The organism is Candidatus Phycosocius bacilliformis (genome assembly GCF_003112735.1).
Classification (GTDB): domain Bacteria; phylum Pseudomonadota; class Alphaproteobacteria; order Caulobacterales; family Aquidulcibacteraceae; genus Aquidulcibacter; species Aquidulcibacter bacilliformis.
Genome location: NZ_BFBR01000006.1, coordinates 223,492 through 240,442 on the forward strand (window position 1 = coordinate 223,492; position 16,951 = coordinate 240,442).

Consider the following 16,951-nt stretch of genomic DNA (forward strand, 5'->3'; position numbering starts at 1 on the left):
TAGCCCCGTGACACCAATTGGGCTGGCCGTACCAGCCACTGAAGGCGTTGCCACCCCAGCCGCACAACGCGTGTTAGAGCCGATAATGGTCGATCCCCCCATTGGCAATCGGCGCGGTAAAGTGGACCTTGATCTGCGTATCACGCTGATTGGGCAAAAAAAGAGGCCGCACCCAGACTGGATGCGGCCCTTTGAGGCGGCCTCTTGGGGGGAGGAGACACCGGATCAGGCGATCGACGGTGTCCGCAGCGGAGGCGCGCTGCACGATGTCAGTTAAGAAGCCAGGCTCCTGAAAGGAAGGGGGAAACTGGCACCGCTGGCCTGCGAAAATGCATAACTCCACCAGACGGTCACTTATCTGCGTTTGCTCAGGCAGCCCGACTTCCCTGCGCCCCTGTGCACCGTCTAAACTGACACCATGTTGATCTTGGGGGCCTGTGTGATTGCAATGATGGTGGCGTGGGGCGTCACCCGCCTCATGATGGCATGGGCCAAGCCAGATCTACCCGATGAAGCCCGCAAATTGCACACGATTCCCACGCCAACCTCTGGCGGGGTTGGAATTATGGCGGGCCTTTTGGCTGGCACGGCTGTCCTGTTGTTGACCCATCTTGACGGCGCGTCCGTGTCTTCGTGGCAAGCGTTTGGTGCCTGTCTGAGCTTGGCATTAGCCGGTGGGGCCTTAGGCTATTGGGACGATCGGGTTGGTTTGGGCGCGCGCCTGAAATTGGGGGTTATGCTGTGTATCACCCTTGGCTTCATCCTGGCGGGAATGCGGATTGACAGCTTGCCATTATGGAGCGGATTTGCCCTGCAGTTCAGCCCTTGGCTGGCCGGCTTGGGAACATTGATGTGGCTGCTCGTCATGGTCAATGTTGTCAATTTCCTCGACGGCGCAAATGGCATGGCAATGGGGTGTAGTGGCATTGGCCTGATTTTTCTGGCCATGCTCAGTGCTGAACCCGCAGGGATCGGCCCGGCGGCGCTCTGTCTGGTCGGGGCAGCAGCCTGTTTGGGTTTCCTCTATTGGAATGGTCTCGGCGGGCGGGTTTTTTCGGGGGATGCTGGGGCCTTGGCGGTCGGCTTGCTGATTGGGGGCCTGGGTGTATGGGCCGGGGAAAGAGGCGCAAACCCGTGGGCGATTGCTTTGTGCTTTTTGCCCATGTTGAGCGATGCGATCCTCACCATCCTGTGGCGGGCGCGACAGCGGCACAATCTGCTGACGGCCCATGCCGAACATGTCTATCAGCTGGCAATTCGGACCGGAACCAGCCATGGCCAGATAAGCCTTATCTACTGGCTGGCCAGCGCCATGTGCGGCGCGTTGGCAGTAGTGACCCACCCCCTTGGACCCAGTGCCGTCAGCGCCAGTTTCGGCCTTGCCCTTTGCGGCTTTGTCGTGATCCTGACCCAAAGCCGCACGATCCTGCGCAAACGCCTGTCAAAGCAGATTGGCTAGACCCCGTCGCTCAGGATAAACCACGCCAACAGCGGGCAAGTTTGGGCGCATCTGCGGCTGGACGGAGCCGATAAATCACGCGAGAAGCATGCAATGGACTGGGACAAGCTGAAAACCTTTCACGCCGCCGCCGATACGGGCAGCCTGACCGCGGCTGCCGAAAAAGTGGGGTTGAGCCAATCCGCAGTCAGTCGCCAGATTGCTGCCTTGGAAGACGGCCTCGGTGTACCCTTGTTCCACCGCCACGCGCGTGGTCTCATCCTGACCGGACCGGGCAAGGTGCTGCAGCAATCAACTGGTCAGATGGCCACGATCGCGGCAGTGGCCGAATCCAATCTCAAAGATGCCCGCGACCGGCCGCAAGGTGAATTGATCGTCACCGCCCCGATTGGCATTGGCGCAACCTGGCTGGCCCCGCGCTTGGGCGGGTTCATGGATGCCTATCCTGACGTATCCCTGCGCCTATTGTTGGATGACCGCGAACTTGATCTGACCACACTAGAGGCCGAATGCGCGATCCGGCTGTGGGAAGCCACGCATGCCGATCTGATCCAGCGCAAAATCCTCTCGATCACCACATCGCTTTATGCCTCGCGCGACTATATCGCCAAGCATGGCATGCCCAAATCGCCGGAAGACCTCGCCAAGCATCGCGTGATTGCCTATGGCGCGCGCGCTGGCGACCCGATGAAAGTGCTCGATTTTGCCTTGACGTTAGGGCGGGAGGAACATCGCCCGCGTGAGGCCGCCTTGACCATCAACAATGTCTCGGCCTTGGTGCGGGCGGTGGTTGCAGGCCTCGGCATTGGCGGCTTGCCCGATTATTTGGCCCAAGCCGACACCGGTCTGGTGCGGATTTTCCCTGAGACCGACGGGCCAAACATCGACGTCTTTTTCATCTATCCTGCAGATTTGCGCCGTTCCAAGCGGATCGCCGCTTTCCGCCAATATCTTCTTGAACAAGCGGTCAATTGGAAAGGCTGAGACGGCCCCAGCCTTTCCCCGACGAGCCGATCAGGTTTTGGTCACAGCCGCCGTCTGGTTGAACAATGCCTTGGCAGCAGCCTTGATGTCATCTTTGGACTGCTCGCCAGCTGGCTTGCGCAAATCAGCCCCCACCGCATTGCCGGCCACCACAGCCGGGCGCGCATCAATGCGCTCAAACCAAGCCTTTACAAGCGGGAATTCGTCCAGATCCTGGCCAAACAATTTCGCCCCGCGCACCCAAGGATAGGCCGCCATATCGGCGATGGAATAATCCCCGGCCAGATAGTCGGTCTGGCTCAATTGCCGCTCCATCACGCCATAAAGCCGATTGACTTCATTGGTGTAACGGGTCTGGCCATATTCAATCAGCTTGGGATCGTCGACCAGATTGGGGGCATAAAGCCGGAAGTGGCTGGCTTGGCCGGACATCGGACCAAGGCCGGCCATTTGCCACATCAGCCATTCATCGACCTTGACGCGGGCCCGCTCCTCACTGGGGTAGAATTGACCCGTCTTGCGGCCAAGATATTGCAAGATGGCCCCGCTCTCAAACACCGAAATGGGCTCTCCATCCGGTCCATTGGGATCGACAATCGCGGGCATGCGATTATTCGGGCTGATGGCCAGGAAGGCCGGGGCAAATTGCTCACCCTGACCGATATTGATCGGCTTGAGGTCATAGGGCAGGCCCATTTCTTCCAGCGCAATGGAGATTTTCCAGCCGTTTGGCGTGGGCCAATAATAAAGTTCAATCGGGCCTTGAGTGGGCTGGGTCATGCTTTAACGTCCTTCCTCTCCGCGCAACGTGCGCGCGTGGTGGCACACAGGTCGTGTCTCTCCATCATAAGCACAAGGTCAGAAAATCAAACAGAGCTGTTGAGAATTGCGAACACAGGAAGAGGTCACTCCGGATCGAAGCGGAAGACGGTTTCGAAGGGCTGGTTGAGCGCGCGGGCCATGCGAAAGGCCAGTTCAAGCGACGGGGCGTATTTCTCAGCTTCAATTGCGACAATGGTCTGGCGGGTGGCACCGACCATCTCGGCAAACATTTGCTGGGTCAGGCCTGCCTGAGTGCGCAAATCCCGGATCAGATTGCGCACGCGGCCCTTCTGCACACCCCCGCCCTGCCCGCTCACGCCAGCCGCCCCAAGCCGAGGATGGCGAGTTGCTTGACCACTTGGGCGATAAACAAAACCCCCATCAGCACCACAAACAAGGTCGGCAGATGCTGCACATTCAAGGTCCAAGCTGCCGGCGTGGGATAGGTCGATTGCAGCAAGATCTGCCAAACCAGAACATTGATCGCCCCAAAGCCGACCAGCAGGCCCAGCCGATCCGCACGCGCGATGATGTGCTGATCACGCTCATCCTCCAGCGCCCCGCGCTGACGCATCCAAGCCGCCCAAGTCGACACCCCATATTCGCCCACAGTCGCCAGCGCCAGCACCACAAGCCACGTCCGCCACAGGTGACGCGGCGCTTGATCCGGGATCGACCAGCCATGGGTCATATTGGCAACCAGATAGGCAAAAATGCAGATTGCCAGGATCAAGGACAGCCCAGCCCGTTTTTCAGTTAAGGTCATATGGCCCTCCTCGACATTGCCGAAATGACAAACATGTTTTACATTTCCCGGGTAAATCATGGAAGGCGTCACGTCAAACATGTTTTACATAGCCGATAATGTGCAGACCGATCCCAACCCGATTGAGGCACTTTGCCGCCTTGAGGTTTTCCAGCACCTCCAATAGAAGCGCTCCACACATTGGAGTTTTGCCTCATGCCCAATTCGGTCATCCAACCGGTCTCTATGAAAAGCTATGACAGCGATTTTGCTGGCTTTGCGCGGGAATTGGGTTTTTGGTTTGAGAAGTTTGGCTTTGCCATCGTCGCAGACCATGGCGTCGACCAGAATGTGATTGATAAGGCGCTGCAAAAGGCCAAAGAATTCTTTGCCTTACCGGTTGAAGTGAAAAAATCTTACAAATCCCCTGTCGGCGCTGGCCAGCGCGGCTATACCGCTTTTGGCGTCGAAACCGCCAAGGATCACACCATCGCGGACTTGAAGGAATTCTGGCACCATGGCCGGAACCTGCCTGAGGGGCATCGCTTTGGCGCAGTCATGCCACCCAATGTGCCCATGCCAGATGTTGCTGGCTTTGACGCCAGCCAGCAGGCGATGTTTGAGGACTTTGACCATCTGGGCAAACGCATCCTGCAGGCCATTGCCACCTATCTGGAACTGCCGCGCGATTATTTCGATGCCAAAGTCGCTGAGGGCAATTCAATCCTGCGCACCTTGCATTATCCTGCCGTTGGGCCAGAAGCCACACCCGGCGCAATCCGGGCCGGAGCCCATGGCGACATCAATGTCATCACCCTGTTGTTGGGTGCCGAAGAGCCTGGCCTACAATTGCTGGACAAGGCCGGCCAATGGCAGGCAGTGACTGCACCGGAAGGCTGTGTGGTGATCAATATAGGCGATATGCTCTCGCGGCTGACCAATGACCGCCTGCCATCAACCATTCACCGCGTGATCAATCCAGAACCCGAGCGGGCGCGCTTTGCCCGTTATTCTGCGCCATTTTTCCTGCATTTTTCACCTGATGTCCTGATTGAAACCCTGCCGATGAATGGGCCGGTGAAATATGAGCCGATCAATGCACAGGATTTCCTCGAACAGCGCCTGCGCGAGATTAAGCTTGCCTGATCTGTCAGCACACCGATCGACCTGCCGCTTTTTGGGGCAGATTTGCGCCTCAAAAGCGTGCTAGCCCCCGAAACCGACAGGGTTTTTGCGCCTTTCAGGCAACACCTCGCCACCCAAATGCCAGACCTTGCAGTATTGGCCTCTAAAAACGCTTTCCATCTGTTGCAGGTTGGCAGCGAGCAGTCTAACGATAGACCAGACCAAGATGGGTTCATCTTCGGACACCAAAGGCCAAAACCTGTTCTGCAACAGGCAAGGCATAAGAAAATTATTTGGGGAAACACACATGCGCTCAATCACCACATCCAGACTCCGCCGTCTGTCGCTGCTTTCGACCATCTGCTTGGCTGGTTTCGGCTTTGCAGGCTTGGCTCAAGCACAGACAGCACCGGCCGCCGACGAACCCGATCAAGCCACCGACGTCGTCATCGTGACGGCAACCAAGCGCGAAACCACGCTGCAGTCGATCCCGGTTGCTGTGTCGGTGACCTCGGCAGACACCATCAACAAGGCGCAGGTGCGTGACCTGAACGACTTGCAAACACTGGTTCCCTCGCTGCGCGTCAGCACCAACCAAAGCTCGTCAAACGCAACCTTCATCATTCGCGGCTTCGGCAATGGTGCGAACAATGCCGGGATCGAGCCTTCGGTGGCTATCTTCATCGATGGTGTCTACCGCTCGCGCGCTGCAGCCGGTATTGGTGATTTGCCAAACCTGCAGCGGGTCGAAGTCTTGCGCGGCCCTCAATCGACCCTGTTCGGCAAGAACGCCTCTGCCGGTGTGATCTCGGTGGTCACCCGTGAACCTAAGTTTGAGTATGGCGGCTCGGCCGAAATCAGCTACGGCAATTTCAACGCGATTGTCGCCAAAGCCGATGTAACCGGCCCATTGGGTGAGAATGCTGCTGGGTCGTTTGCTTTCGGCATCAACAAGCGCGACGGCTATGTCGACAATCTGGCCATCGGCAAGAAAATCAATGACCGTGACCGTTATTATGTGCGTGGCGATTTGCTGATCAAGCCAAACGACCAGCTGAAGGTTCGCGCGATTGTCGATTATGACCATCTGGAAGAATTGTGCTGCGCGGTTGTCAACGTAAAGGACGGCCCGACGGGAGCCATCATCCGCGGGATTGGCGGCAAGATCGTGTCCAACAGCCCCTTCACCGATCAGGTCTATTCTGAAATCGCGCCCGTGAACGAAATCTCGAACCAAGGCGTTTCGCTGCAGATCGATTATGATTTCGGCAAATGGCAATTCACCTCGATTTCGGCCTATCGCAATTCGAAGAATTTCTCCGACGGCGATATCGACTTCACCAGTGCCGCATTGGCCAGCGCTTACAACCGCTTCTCGATCGACACACTGACCCAAGAATTCCGCTTGGCATCGAGCTATGAGGGGCCGCTGAACTTCCTGCTCGGTGGTTATCTGTTCAAGGAAGAGATCGATCAACAGCAAGGCGTTGTCTATCAAAAAGACTTCCGCGCCTATGCCAACGGCCTGACTGGTGGGGCATCCTCGCCACTGGCTTTGATTGAAGGCGCTTTGGGTCTGCCCGTGGGCACCACCTTCCAACGGCAAGGGACAGGCACCACCGAAGACATGGGGATGAAGAACGATGCTGCCTCATTGTTCGGCACGCTCGACTATAAGATCACCCCATCGCTGACCTTGACCACCGGCTTCAACTATACCGATGACATCAAGAAGGCCCGGATCAACATTCTCAGCACCGACACCTTCTCGGGTCTGGATCTGAATGCGTTTGGGGCAGCCTTTATCACGGGCCAATTGACCCCATTCGTCGGCGCAACCACGGCTGCTGCCATCGGTCGCAGCATTGCAGGCGTGCCCTGCTCAGCCACGGTTGTGGCGCCCAATTGTAACCCGTTCCTGGCTTTGCGGGGTCTGCAGTTCCAACCACCGTTCCTGAACATCCCGAACGCAGTTGAAAGCGGCAAGACCAACGATTCCAAGACCACCTATTCGGTACGTCTGGCTTGGGAAATCAATGACAATTGGAATGCCTATGCCAGCTATGCGACGGGCTTCAAGGCAACCTCGTTCAACTTGAGCCGGGATTCACGTCCATTCGCCGCTGACTTCATTCCCGGCAACCCAATCTTGAACCCAGCCCCATCGCGCATCCGCAACGCGGGTCTGGCTGTGACCAACCTCAGCACTGGTACGCGTTATGCTGGTCCTGAAGAAGCCACGGTGTCGGAAATCGGCATCAAGGCACGTTTCCCAACCGGGGCTTTCAACCTGACCTTGTTCGATCAGCAGATCGATGGCTTCCAGTCCAACGTCTTCACCGGCACGGGCTTCCAATTGGCTAACGCAGGGACCCAATCGTCAAAGGGCGTGGAATTTGACGCAACCTATCGTCCGATCCGGCCTCTGCAATTGTCGTTTGCTATGACTTATCTGGATCCGAAGTATGACGACTTCAAGCAAAGCGCCTTTGGCGACCTGTCGGGCGTGACCCCTGCCGGTATTGCGAAGTTGAGCTATACACTTGGTGCCACCTATGTGCAGCCACTCGCCAATGGTGAGCGTCTGACCATCCGGGGTGATTTCTTCCATGAAGACAAGACCCAGATCGCCGATGGCCTCGAAGGCAATCGTGCGGCAGCCATCCCCTACACACGTGAGGTCAACACGCTGAACGCAGGTGTTCTCTACACCATGAACAATGGCTGGGAACTCACCTTGTGGGGCCGTAACCTGACCGATGACCGTTATCTGACCACCATCTTCGCGGGTGTGGCGCAGGCCGGTACCGTGTCTGGCTACCCAAGCCAACCGCGCACCTATGGTGTATCGGCCAAGTACATCTGGTAAGCACCAGACAGACACGGACGATAAAGTCTGAAATGGGCCCCCGACTTTCCAGTCGGGGGCCTTTTCTTTTGCTTCAACCGCTTCTAACCCCTTGTGGATGACTTCCGCCAAGGACTTGCCCGATCTCGACCCGGATGGCGAACGTGACCTGCCCTATCGGCCAGGCACAGATGATGCGCCGCGCCGTGCTCCACGGCCCAAGGATGCGGCCACGTTGATTCTGGTCCGCGATGTTGCACGAGCGCCCGAAATCCTGATGGGGCGGCGGGCAAGCGGCCACAGTTTCATGCCCGACAAATATGTCTTCCCCGGTGGCAAGGTTGATCGTTGTGACCGTTTCATCGCCAGCCATGATGAGCTCTCCCCTCGTTCGGAGGCGCTGCTGCGGCAAGAAAATCCCGGCCGACACCCTCGCGCCTTTGCCCTTGCGGCCATACGCGAAACCTGGGAAGAAACTGGCCTTGTGGTGGGCCGCCCCGGCAGGCTGAAAGGGCGGATGTCGGATGCCGGCTGGGCAAGCTTCATGGCCAGTGGTCATGGCCCTCATCTGTCCCCTTTGCACTTCTTTGCCCGCGCCATTACCCCACCACAGCGCCACAAACGCTTTGATGCCCGCTTCTTCATTGCCCATGCCGAAGAAGCCTTGGTGGACCAACGCCCGGCACGTGATGGGGCAGAGATGGAAGATTTGCGCTGGTTTAGCTTGGCGGATGCCTTCAAGCTTGATCTACCCAATGTCACACGCTTCATTTTGGGTGAGGTGCAGGCCTGGGTGCAGGCCCCAGAAGCCCCACAAGCACCTGCCTTCTTGCGCTGGGGCCGCCAAGGCCCGCGGATGGACCGGCTATGAATGATGCCCGCATGACACCGGCCATCTGGGCTGGCATTGGTACCGCCCTCAGCTGTGGCCTGATCGCTGCGGTCGGCATCGCCATCAACGCGCCCTTGTTTGCATTGACCTTGGACGATGCCGGGCTGTCGGCGACCGAAGTTGGTTTTCTGATGACATTTGCCGGTTTGGCCGGTCTGCTGTGCACCCCACTTGTTCCTTGGTTGATGGGCCGCTTGCCGATCAAAATGGTGCTGGGGGGCGGCCTATTGGCCAGCAGCCTGATGTTTTTGCTTTATCCCACCACGGACAATATCTGGGTGTGGACCGCGATCCGCTTTGGCTTTTCCACCTCATTGACCATCATCTTTGTGGCCTCAGAAGCCTGGTTCCTTGAATTGGCTCCGGCTCATTTGCGTGGCCGTCTCTTGGGCCTTTATGCGGCAACCTTTGCGGGGGGCTTTGGCATTGGCGGCTTCATCATTGCCCAATTGGGCCATCAGGGGCCTGCGACACCCTATGCCGGGGCGCTGATCATGGCCGCGGCCACCCTGCCGCTCTTTGTCCTTAAAGCGCCACCTGCCACGCGACCGGAAGGCGATGAGGCCAAGCCCGGCGCGCTCCTTGCCCGCCTGATGATCGCGCCAGCCCTTTTTGTCCCGGCTTTTGCCATGGGCGCGATTGAGACCAGCGCCTTTAACCTGTTTCCCTTGTGGGTGCGGCAGGTGGGCTTTGAGGATGCTGCAGCGGGTTATCTGATTGCCGCCAGCGGGCTCGGCAATATCCTGCTACAAGGCCCAATCGGCATCCTGGCGGACCGCTATGGCCGAACCCGTACCTTGCTCAGCGTGGCTGTGATTGGCTTTATCGGCCCATTCCTCTTGATGATGGTGACTGCGCCGGCCCAAGCCTATGCCATCTGCTTTGTCTGGTCGGGCTGTGTCACGGGCTTTTATACGTTGGGTCTGATGGGACTGGCCGAACGCTTCGGCAAGGGCGAGCTTGCCGGCGCCAATGCGGCCTATGGCGGCAGCTATGGGGTTGGCCAATTGATCGCGCCATTGGCTGGGGGTACGTTGCTGCAAAGCCTCGGCCCGGCTGGATTCATGGCAGGGCTGGCATGTATGGCCCTCACCCCCATTCTGGCGATTGGTCTACAGTTTCATGCGCAGAGAAAGTCTTGACCTTTAGGCCGGTTTAAGGTCTAAGCGCCGCTCCAGTTTCACCAGACCGCCAGTGCGGGAGATTTACCATGGCCAAACCGGCCTCCATCAAAATCCGCCTCAATTCCTCCGCCGGGACCGGCTTCTTCTATGTCACCAAGAAGAATGCCCGTACCAAGACCGAAAAGCTGCGCATGAATAAGTACGACCCCGTCGTGCGGAAGCATGTCGAGTTTGTCGAAGGCAAGATTAAGTAAGCATCTATTTGGCTTTGTCCAAATGAAGGGCGCGCTCTGGCTAACCGGGGCGCGCTTTTTCGTGTGTGCTCTCTTCGTCTGAAAGCCCCTGCCCTGTGCTGGCGGTTGGGTGGGGATGACGCCGTTTCGTTTTGTCAGCCTATAATATCGGGTGTCATCCCGGACGGCGATAGCCGATCCGGGACCTTGTGCCGCACAAGCGCGAGGAGGTCCCCGCTCTCCGCTATCGCTCCGGCGGGGATGACATCGTTTAGTTTTGTCGACCCATACAACAGCCTGTCATCCCGGACGGCGATAGCCGATCCGGGATCTCAGTACGCACATGCGCGAGGGGGTCCCCGCTCTGCGCTATCGCTCCGGCGGGGATGACATCGTTTTGAGAAGGTTTTTGTCTGGAAGCGCTTTGGTGATCCCTATGGTCCACCAAACCGCAACCTCAATTGTTCTTGCGACATCTGGGTGGTCAAGTGCGCAGCTTTGCTGCGTCGCGGTGCGATCGGTTTTCAGAGAAAACCGACACTTGACGACCCAGATGTCGCGCTCAAACTCGACCATCCGTTTTGGTGAAACACAAGTTTCACCAAACGGGTCCAAGTAGAAAAGCCAAACCCACAACGCTGTCATCCCAGACGGCGAAGCCGATCCGAGACCCTGTTCCACCAAAACCCATGGCCTGAGTCTGACCACCCAAGCCCCTACATCCCCAACTCCTGCCGCTCCAGTCGCTTGATCTCGTCGCGCAAGCGGGCCGCTTCTTCGAATTCCAGATCCGCGGCGGCGGCGCGCATGCGCTTTTCCAGATCAGCCAAGGCCGCCTTGAAATTATGGCCCGGTGCACCGGGGGCGGGCACAGCCTCCTGCTTGGACTTGGAACGGCCTTTGCCCTTGATATTGGCTGTCGCATCGCCGCCCTCACCCAGCCCCACTGTGACGCCTTCCTTACCATAGGGGCTGTTGAGAATGTCATGGATATTGGAGCGGATGGACTGGGGCGTGATGCCATTGGCTTCATTCCAAGCAATCTGTTTGGCGCGACGCCGGTCGGTTTCTTCCATCGCGCGCTTCATCGAGCCGGTTATGGAATCCGCATAGAGAATGACCCGGCCATCGACATTGCGCGCCGCACGGCCAATCGTCTGGACCAGACTGGTTTCAGAGCGCAAGAAACCTTCCTTGTCGGCATCGAGAATACAGACCAGTCGGCATTCTGGAATATCAAGACCCTCGCGTAACAGATTGATCCCGATCAGAATATCGAAATTGCCCAAACGCAGGTCCCGGATGATTTCAATCCGCTCGACTGTGTCGATGTCACTGTGCATATAGCGGACCTTCAAGCCCTGCTCATGCATATATTCGGTGAGATCTTCGGCCATTTTCTTGGTCAATGTGGTGACCAGAACCCGCCCGCCCTCGGCAATGGTGGCGCGCGATTCGGCAATACAATCATCGACCTGGGTAAAGCCTTGGCCCGTCACGGGGCGGATCTCAACCGGGGGATCAATCAGGCCGGTGGGACGGATCACTTGTTCGACGAAAACCCCGCCTGTCTGGTTCATCTCCCACGGACCGGGCGTCGCCGACACACAAATGGTCTGCGGGCGCATCGCGTCCCATTCCTCAAACCGCAATGGCCGATTGTCCATGCAGGACGGCAGGCGGAAGCCATAATCCGACAGCGTCTTCTTGCGGTTATAATCGCCACGGAACATGCCTCCGATCTGGGGAATGGTGACGTGGCTTTCATCGACAAAGACCAAAGCATTGTCGGGGATATATTCGAACATGGTGGGCGGCGGTTCGCCCGGATTGCGGCCCGACAAATAGCGCGAGTAATTCTCAATACCTGCGCAGGACCCGGTTGCCAGCAACATCTCAAGGTCAAAGTCCGTGCGCTGTTTCAGGCGCTGGGCCTCTAGCAACAGTCCGTTTTTCTCAAACCAGTCGACGCGCGCCTTGGCCTCGGCCTTGATCTTCTCAATTGCCTGGCTGAGCGTTGGGCGCGGCGTGGTATGGTGGCTATTGGCATAGACTTTGATGGCATCGAGATCGGCCGTTTTCTTGCCGGTCAGCGGGTCAAATTCGTGGATCGCCTCGACTTCATCGCCAAAAAACAGGATGCGCCAGGCCCGATCTTCATAGTGGGCGGGGAAAATGTCGAGTGCATCGCCGCGTAATCGGAAATTGCCCCGCGCGAAATAGACATCATTGCGCTTATATTGCAAAGCAACGAGGTCGCGCGTCACCATTTGCGGGTCCACCCGATCACCGGGCGTCAAGACAAAGGTCATGGAGGAATAACTCTCCACCGAACCAATGCCGTAAATGCACGAGACCGACGAGACGATGATCACATCATCCCGCTCCAAAATCGCCCGCGTGGCCGCGTGGCGCATCCGGTCGATCTGCTCGTTGATATTGCTTTCTTTTTCAATATAGGTGTCGGTCCGCGGCACATAGGCTTCAGGCTGGTAATAATCATAATAAGAAACAAAATATTCCACCGCATTATGGGGAAAGAAGTTCTTGAACTCGCCATAAAGCTGGGCCGCCAGCGTCTTGTTATGGGCCAGGATCAGAGCTGGACGTTGCAGGCGGTGAATGACTTGGGCCATGGTGAAGGTCTTGCCCGACCCAGTAACCCCAAGGAGGACTTGATCCTTCTCCCCCTCTTGAGCCGCAGCACAGAGCGCATCGATGGCGGCAGGCTGATCGCCAGCGGGCTGATAATCACTGACCAGCTCAAACCGCCGCCCCCCCTCGAATTTGTCGGGCAAAGCCGGTCGATGCGGCTGCCAGGTAGGGGCGGCCTGACTGCCGCGGGAATCAAGCTCCGCATAATCGAAATCATAGACAAACGGGTCCCCGGCAAATGCCACACCTGAGACCGTCTGCGCGCCGGGCCTTGGTTCGTCCAGCGCATCGGCCTCCGCGCGCAGGCGCTGAACATTCTCCCACGCCTGTTGTTTGTCCGTTGTCGGATGGCTGGGAGGCCTGCGGGATCGGGAGGAAGGTGGACGCGCCATGATGAGAACATAGGGGGAATATCGGGCTTTGGGTAGGGGTATTCGGGCAGGATTGGGGGGAATTGGCAGGCTGTGTTGGGGAGACTGACTCAGATTTTTCCAGAACCAACGTTTGTAAGCATGAAGATTTCTATACGGAAGTTAGCCACTTCTTGCCCTGACCATATCAACGAACGCTGCAAGCTCCTGTATCGATACTCTCTGACTAGGAATATAGGTTTCATGTAATTTTCGTGGCACAACAAGCTGTACGTTGCTATCAAACATTTGATCGGTTTGGGCCACTGATATGCCAGTATCGATTGTGAAGAGGTGCTTCTTTGTAATCCGATCCGCTTCTGCCAATATTTGGCGCCATCGATCCTTTAGGCTTGTTTTCGAACCTAACATGGTTAACTTGGCGTCTGGGAAATCAGAATTATGATACGCAGCGCCACTTGGAAATAAAAAATCAGGTCGGTTATTTCGCTCCGTGATAACTCCTTGTTGAAACTCCAGATTATGAGCACGAAATACTTGAGCCAAGTGATGTTCTAATGACTGTCCGGCTCGAGATTTGCGTCGATTCATTGCACTTATTGCGAACGCAAAGAAAGCATCAACATCGACCGCGCTTTCTTTGAAAAATCCATCGCGAATGCGGTCCTCCACAATCACTCTTTCCAATCGTCTGAAAAGCCGTTCCTCAAAGTCCACCCATGCCAGTATGGCATTGTCAGGGTCAATGCGTGCAGATGGCGCGGATGCGTGTTTCCAAGCAAGCTCCGCCATAACTTTTGTTGAGGGAAATGTTCTGGCAAACGGCCTTATCAAGCCATCGAGAAAATCTTCATCTGGCTCAACAAATACAATGCCAAGCTCATCCAATATGAACCTAGCCGCGAAGTCGATTTCAGAAGTTGAAAGGACCTTTTGATCTTGAGCAAATAGATCATCGCTCGGAGTTCGATCGAGTTTGAACAGCCACAGCAGCTGGCGTTCTATCGATGAGCCAGACGGAGCTACAATGAAGTAGAGCTCACCGTTTTCATGCATCGCGAGTAACAACGTATCGCCGGGCTGCATCGCATCTGTAACTGCATTTCCGGAGTAATAAAGACGCCACTCCCGGGACCTGTGAGGTTGATCCCTTCTTGAATCATACCAAGCCAAACTTCCTATTTCTGAGATGCCTTCCTGCTCGCCAGACAAATAGATGAAACGCCCAACAAATCCGCCAAGACCATTGGAAGACTTTTTTCGACGTTCAGTCTCTCCAAGCATTTTCATTAATTGGCTGGCTTTATCGTTTATTTCATGTTGATTTGATACCTTTGGATTTGCTTCAACATTGGAAAGGCGCTTAACCGCAACGGCCACGAAATAATCGCTTAAAAAACCACGGGCTGTAGTCATTTGCTTTCTCTATCAAAAAATCTTTGGCGCGGTCACGGTGCAAAAAGAATTATCCGAATCTCTTCAAGAGCCCTTGTACCGCCGCGCGCGTTGTGGTTGGCAAATGCTGAGCCTCAATACTGGCTTCGGATAACAAAGCTCTTCGCAAGCTACCCTCCATATGCGCAGCAACCGCTTTAACTACAGGCACAACAACAGAATTGCCGAATTGGCGATAAGCTTGAGTATCTGAAACCGGGATATGGAAGTCGTCGCCATCAGGGACATCAAACCCCATTAGGCGTGCGCATTCGCGCGGGGTTAATCGACGTGGGCGGGTCCCCTCTTGGGCCACCAAGATTTCGGAACCATCCTTGTAGTATCGGGCAGAAAGCGTCCGTGCCACATCGTTTGGTCCAACCAATCCGAAACCAAAACCATTGCCTGCCGCTGCGTGCTTGTCCTTATATGCTTGCAAATAATCCCACAAATGTTGGGTTAGGGTATATTTGGAATCCACTTCATTATGTGACTGTAGGATTGATCCAAGTTTTGGCCCCGATCCGGGCACAGGGACCATCAAAGAGGAGAAATCAAAATCCGTTTCGTCACGAAAGCCTACGATAAAAATTCGCTCTCGTTTCTGCGGAACCCATCCCTCTGAACTAATTACCCTGTGCTGAATGTGGTAGCCGAGTTCTTGTTCAAGCACCGCCTTGATCGTCGCGAATGTCTTGCCTCCATCATGTCGCTCTAGGTTTTTCACGTTCTCTAGAAGAAAGGCGGCGGGGCGATGGTGCGCAATAATCTTAGCAGTGTCGTAAAACAAGGTACCTTGTGTATCATCCAAAAAACCATGCGGGCGACCTAGCGCATTTTTTTTTGAAACCCCTGCTATAGAAAAGGGCTGACAAGGGAAGCCGGCCAACAATACATCGTGCGATGGTATCCGCGCTGGGTTTGCAGAATACTCGCGGATATCCCCACCAAATTCATGATCGACGGGGAAGTTTGCAGCATAGGTCTTGCGGCTATAAGCATCCCATTCAGAAGTAAAGACACACTCGCCGCCAATTGATTCAAAACCACGCCTCAGCCCGCCGATACCAGCGAAAAGGTCTATAAACTTGAACCAGCCATCTGTCTTCTTTTCGGCCGCAGGCGCATCGCGCGCCAACAGCCTTAGAATGGAGGCTGGAGCAACTGATTGACCGCGATCGTAGCGGTAGGCGGTACGCGCATCGATGCCACACTCGGTCGCAGCTTGGTCAACGCTCAGTCCCTTTCTCTCTCGCATGACCCTAAACTCCGTCGCATTCAATAATTTCATTTCGGGCCCTAACTCACATCCGGCGGGACTATTTTTGACACCATGAATTGATTCGAATTGCAAGTCTTTGTTGCCGTTTTGTTCCAAACTCCGTGCTCTTGGCTTCCGCACTTTTTTTGCTCAATTGCTTCCCGCACATTGTAAAGCGCTTTGGTGATCCCTATGGTCCACCAAACCGCTGTTTCAATTGTTTTTGCGACAACTGGGTGGTCAAGTGTCGGTTTTCTGTGAAAACCGATCGCACCGCGACGCAGCAAAGCTGCGCACTTGACGACCCAGATGTCGCGCTCAAACTCGATGAGCCGGTTTGGTGAAACGGAAGTTGCACCAAAGCGGTTCCAGATGAAAAGCTACCCACACCCCTGTCATTTCGGACACCCCCTCACCCCCGTCCCCTCTCCCCCATCCCCTCTCCCCCTTAGGGGGCGAGGGGAGAGCGCAAGATACCCTGAGGTCCCCGCTCTGCGCTTACGCTCCGGCGGGGATGACACCGTTTAGTTTTGTCTTTCTAAACAAACACCTGTCATCCCGGACGGCGCAGCCGATCCGGGATCTTGTACCGCACATAAAAACGCCCCGACCGTGTGGGTCGGGGCGTTCTTGATCATGAGGCTGTCGCCTCAAGTCTTATTCGATCACGCTGGCCACAACGCCGGCACCAACGGTGCGGCCGCCTTCGCGGATTGCAAAGCGCAGACCCTGGGTCATGGCGATCGGGGTGATCAGTTCAACCGTGATCTTGATGTTGTCGCCAGGCATCACCATTTCCACGCCCGCTGGCAACATGCAGATGCCCGTCACGTCCGTCGTCCGGAAGTAGAATTGGGGACGATAATTGGTGAAGAATGGCGTGTGACGGCCACCCTCTTCCTTCGTCAGGATATAGGCCTCAGCTTCAAACTTCTTGTGTGGCTTGATGCTGCCAGGCTTACACAACACCTGACCACGCTCCACACCCGTCCGGTCAA

General features: G+C 56.2%; 15 protein-coding genes. 8 read left to right on the forward strand and 7 right to left on the reverse strand.

Going from position 1 to position 16,951, the window contains the following annotated elements:
* The first annotated feature begins 7 nt into the window (after nt 1-7).
* From PbB2_RS11170 to PbB2_RS11180, 3 genes are all read left to right on the forward strand, one after another.
* Complete coding sequence (locus PbB2_RS11170; RefSeq protein WP_133245790.1) at nt 8-277, forward strand: hypothetical protein; 270 nt, start codon at nt 8-10, stop codon at nt 275-277.
* A 141-nt stretch (nt 278-418) separates the two neighbouring features.
* Complete coding sequence (locus tag PbB2_RS11175) at nt 419-1,459, forward strand: glycosyltransferase family 4 protein (RefSeq protein ID WP_108985391.1); 1,041 nt, start codon at nt 419-421, stop codon at nt 1,457-1,459.
* Between the two features lie 93 nt (nt 1,460-1,552).
* Nucleotides 1,553-2,443: a LysR family transcriptional regulator gene (locus tag PbB2_RS11180; protein ID WP_108985392.1), complete on the forward strand. Its 891-nt coding sequence runs from the start codon at nt 1,553-1,555 to the stop codon at nt 2,441-2,443.
* Between the two features lie 30 nt (nt 2,444-2,473).
* On the opposite strand, the gene PbB2_RS11185 is transcribed toward PbB2_RS11180, so the two are convergent.
* The 3 genes from PbB2_RS11185 to PbB2_RS11195 all read right to left on the reverse strand — a co-directional run bounded on the left by PbB2_RS11185 (nt 2,474) and on the right by PbB2_RS11195 (nt 4,031).
* The gene (locus PbB2_RS11185; protein ID WP_108985393.1) at nt 2,474-3,223 is read right to left on the reverse strand and encodes a glutathione S-transferase family protein; all 750 of its coding nucleotides are present in this window, start codon (nt 3,221-3,223) and stop codon (nt 2,474-2,476) included.
* A 125-nt stretch (nt 3,224-3,348) separates the two neighbouring features.
* Nucleotides 3,349-3,582: a helix-turn-helix transcriptional regulator gene (locus PbB2_RS11190; protein ID WP_238164980.1), complete on the reverse strand. Its 234-nt coding sequence runs from the start codon at nt 3,580-3,582 to the stop codon at nt 3,349-3,351.
* Nucleotides 3,579-4,031, reverse strand: a complete 453-nt coding sequence (locus tag PbB2_RS11195; RefSeq protein ID WP_133245791.1) for a hypothetical protein — start codon at nt 4,029-4,031, stop codon at nt 3,579-3,581. Before PbB2_RS11195 ends, PbB2_RS11190 begins: the two co-directional genes overlap by 4 nt.
* Nucleotides 4,032-4,226: 195 nt before the next feature.
* Here PbB2_RS11195 and PbB2_RS11200 point away from each other — a divergent pair, with 195 nt between their 5' ends.
* The 5 genes from PbB2_RS11200 to rpmG all read left to right on the forward strand — a co-directional run bounded on the left by PbB2_RS11200 (nt 4,227) and on the right by rpmG (nt 10,253).
* A complete protein-coding gene (locus tag PbB2_RS11200) occupies nt 4,227-5,156 on the forward strand; it encodes an isopenicillin N synthase family dioxygenase (protein WP_108985395.1) in 930 nt (309 codons plus the stop codon).
* Nucleotides 5,157-5,442: 286 nt separating this feature from the next.
* Nucleotides 5,443-8,004, forward strand: a complete 2,562-nt coding sequence (locus PbB2_RS11210; protein ID WP_108985397.1) for a TonB-dependent receptor — start codon at nt 5,443-5,445, stop codon at nt 8,002-8,004.
* A gap of 97 nt (nt 8,005-8,101) precedes the next feature.
* Entirely contained in the window at nt 8,102-8,854 is a 753-nt protein-coding gene (locus tag PbB2_RS11215; protein WP_108985398.1) for an NUDIX hydrolase, read from the forward strand.
* Complete coding sequence (locus PbB2_RS11220; protein ID WP_108985399.1) at nt 8,851-10,017, forward strand: MFS transporter; 1,167 nt, start codon at nt 8,851-8,853, stop codon at nt 10,015-10,017. Before PbB2_RS11215 ends, PbB2_RS11220 begins: the two co-directional genes overlap by 4 nt.
* A gap of 68 nt (nt 10,018-10,085) precedes the next feature.
* Nucleotides 10,086-10,253, forward strand: a complete 168-nt coding sequence (gene rpmG / locus PbB2_RS11225; protein ID WP_085339690.1) for a 50S ribosomal protein L33 — start codon at nt 10,086-10,088, stop codon at nt 10,251-10,253.
* A gap of 695 nt (nt 10,254-10,948) precedes the next feature.
* Here rpmG and uvrB read toward each other — a convergent pair.
* From uvrB to PbB2_RS11255, 4 genes are all read right to left on the reverse strand, one after another.
* Nucleotides 10,949-13,279 carry an excinuclease ABC subunit UvrB gene (uvrB, locus tag PbB2_RS11235; protein WP_108985401.1) on the reverse strand — a complete coding sequence of 777 codons (2,331 nt, stop codon included), beginning with the start codon at nt 13,277-13,279 and terminating at the stop codon, nt 10,949-10,951.
* Nucleotides 13,280-13,420: 141 nt separating this feature from the next.
* A complete protein-coding gene (locus tag PbB2_RS11240) occupies nt 13,421-14,674 on the reverse strand; it encodes a type II restriction endonuclease (RefSeq protein WP_108985402.1) in 1,254 nt (417 codons plus the stop codon).
* Between the two features lie 49 nt (nt 14,675-14,723).
* Entirely contained in the window at nt 14,724-15,983 is a 1,260-nt protein-coding gene (dcm, locus tag PbB2_RS11245; RefSeq protein ID WP_108985429.1) for a DNA (cytosine-5-)-methyltransferase, read from the reverse strand.
* Nucleotides 15,984-16,610: 627 nt separating this feature from the next.
* Nucleotides 16,611-16,951 (reverse strand): EF-Tu C-terminal domain-related protein (locus tag PbB2_RS11255; protein WP_478210021.1); only part of this gene is annotated, 341 nt, incomplete at its 5' end.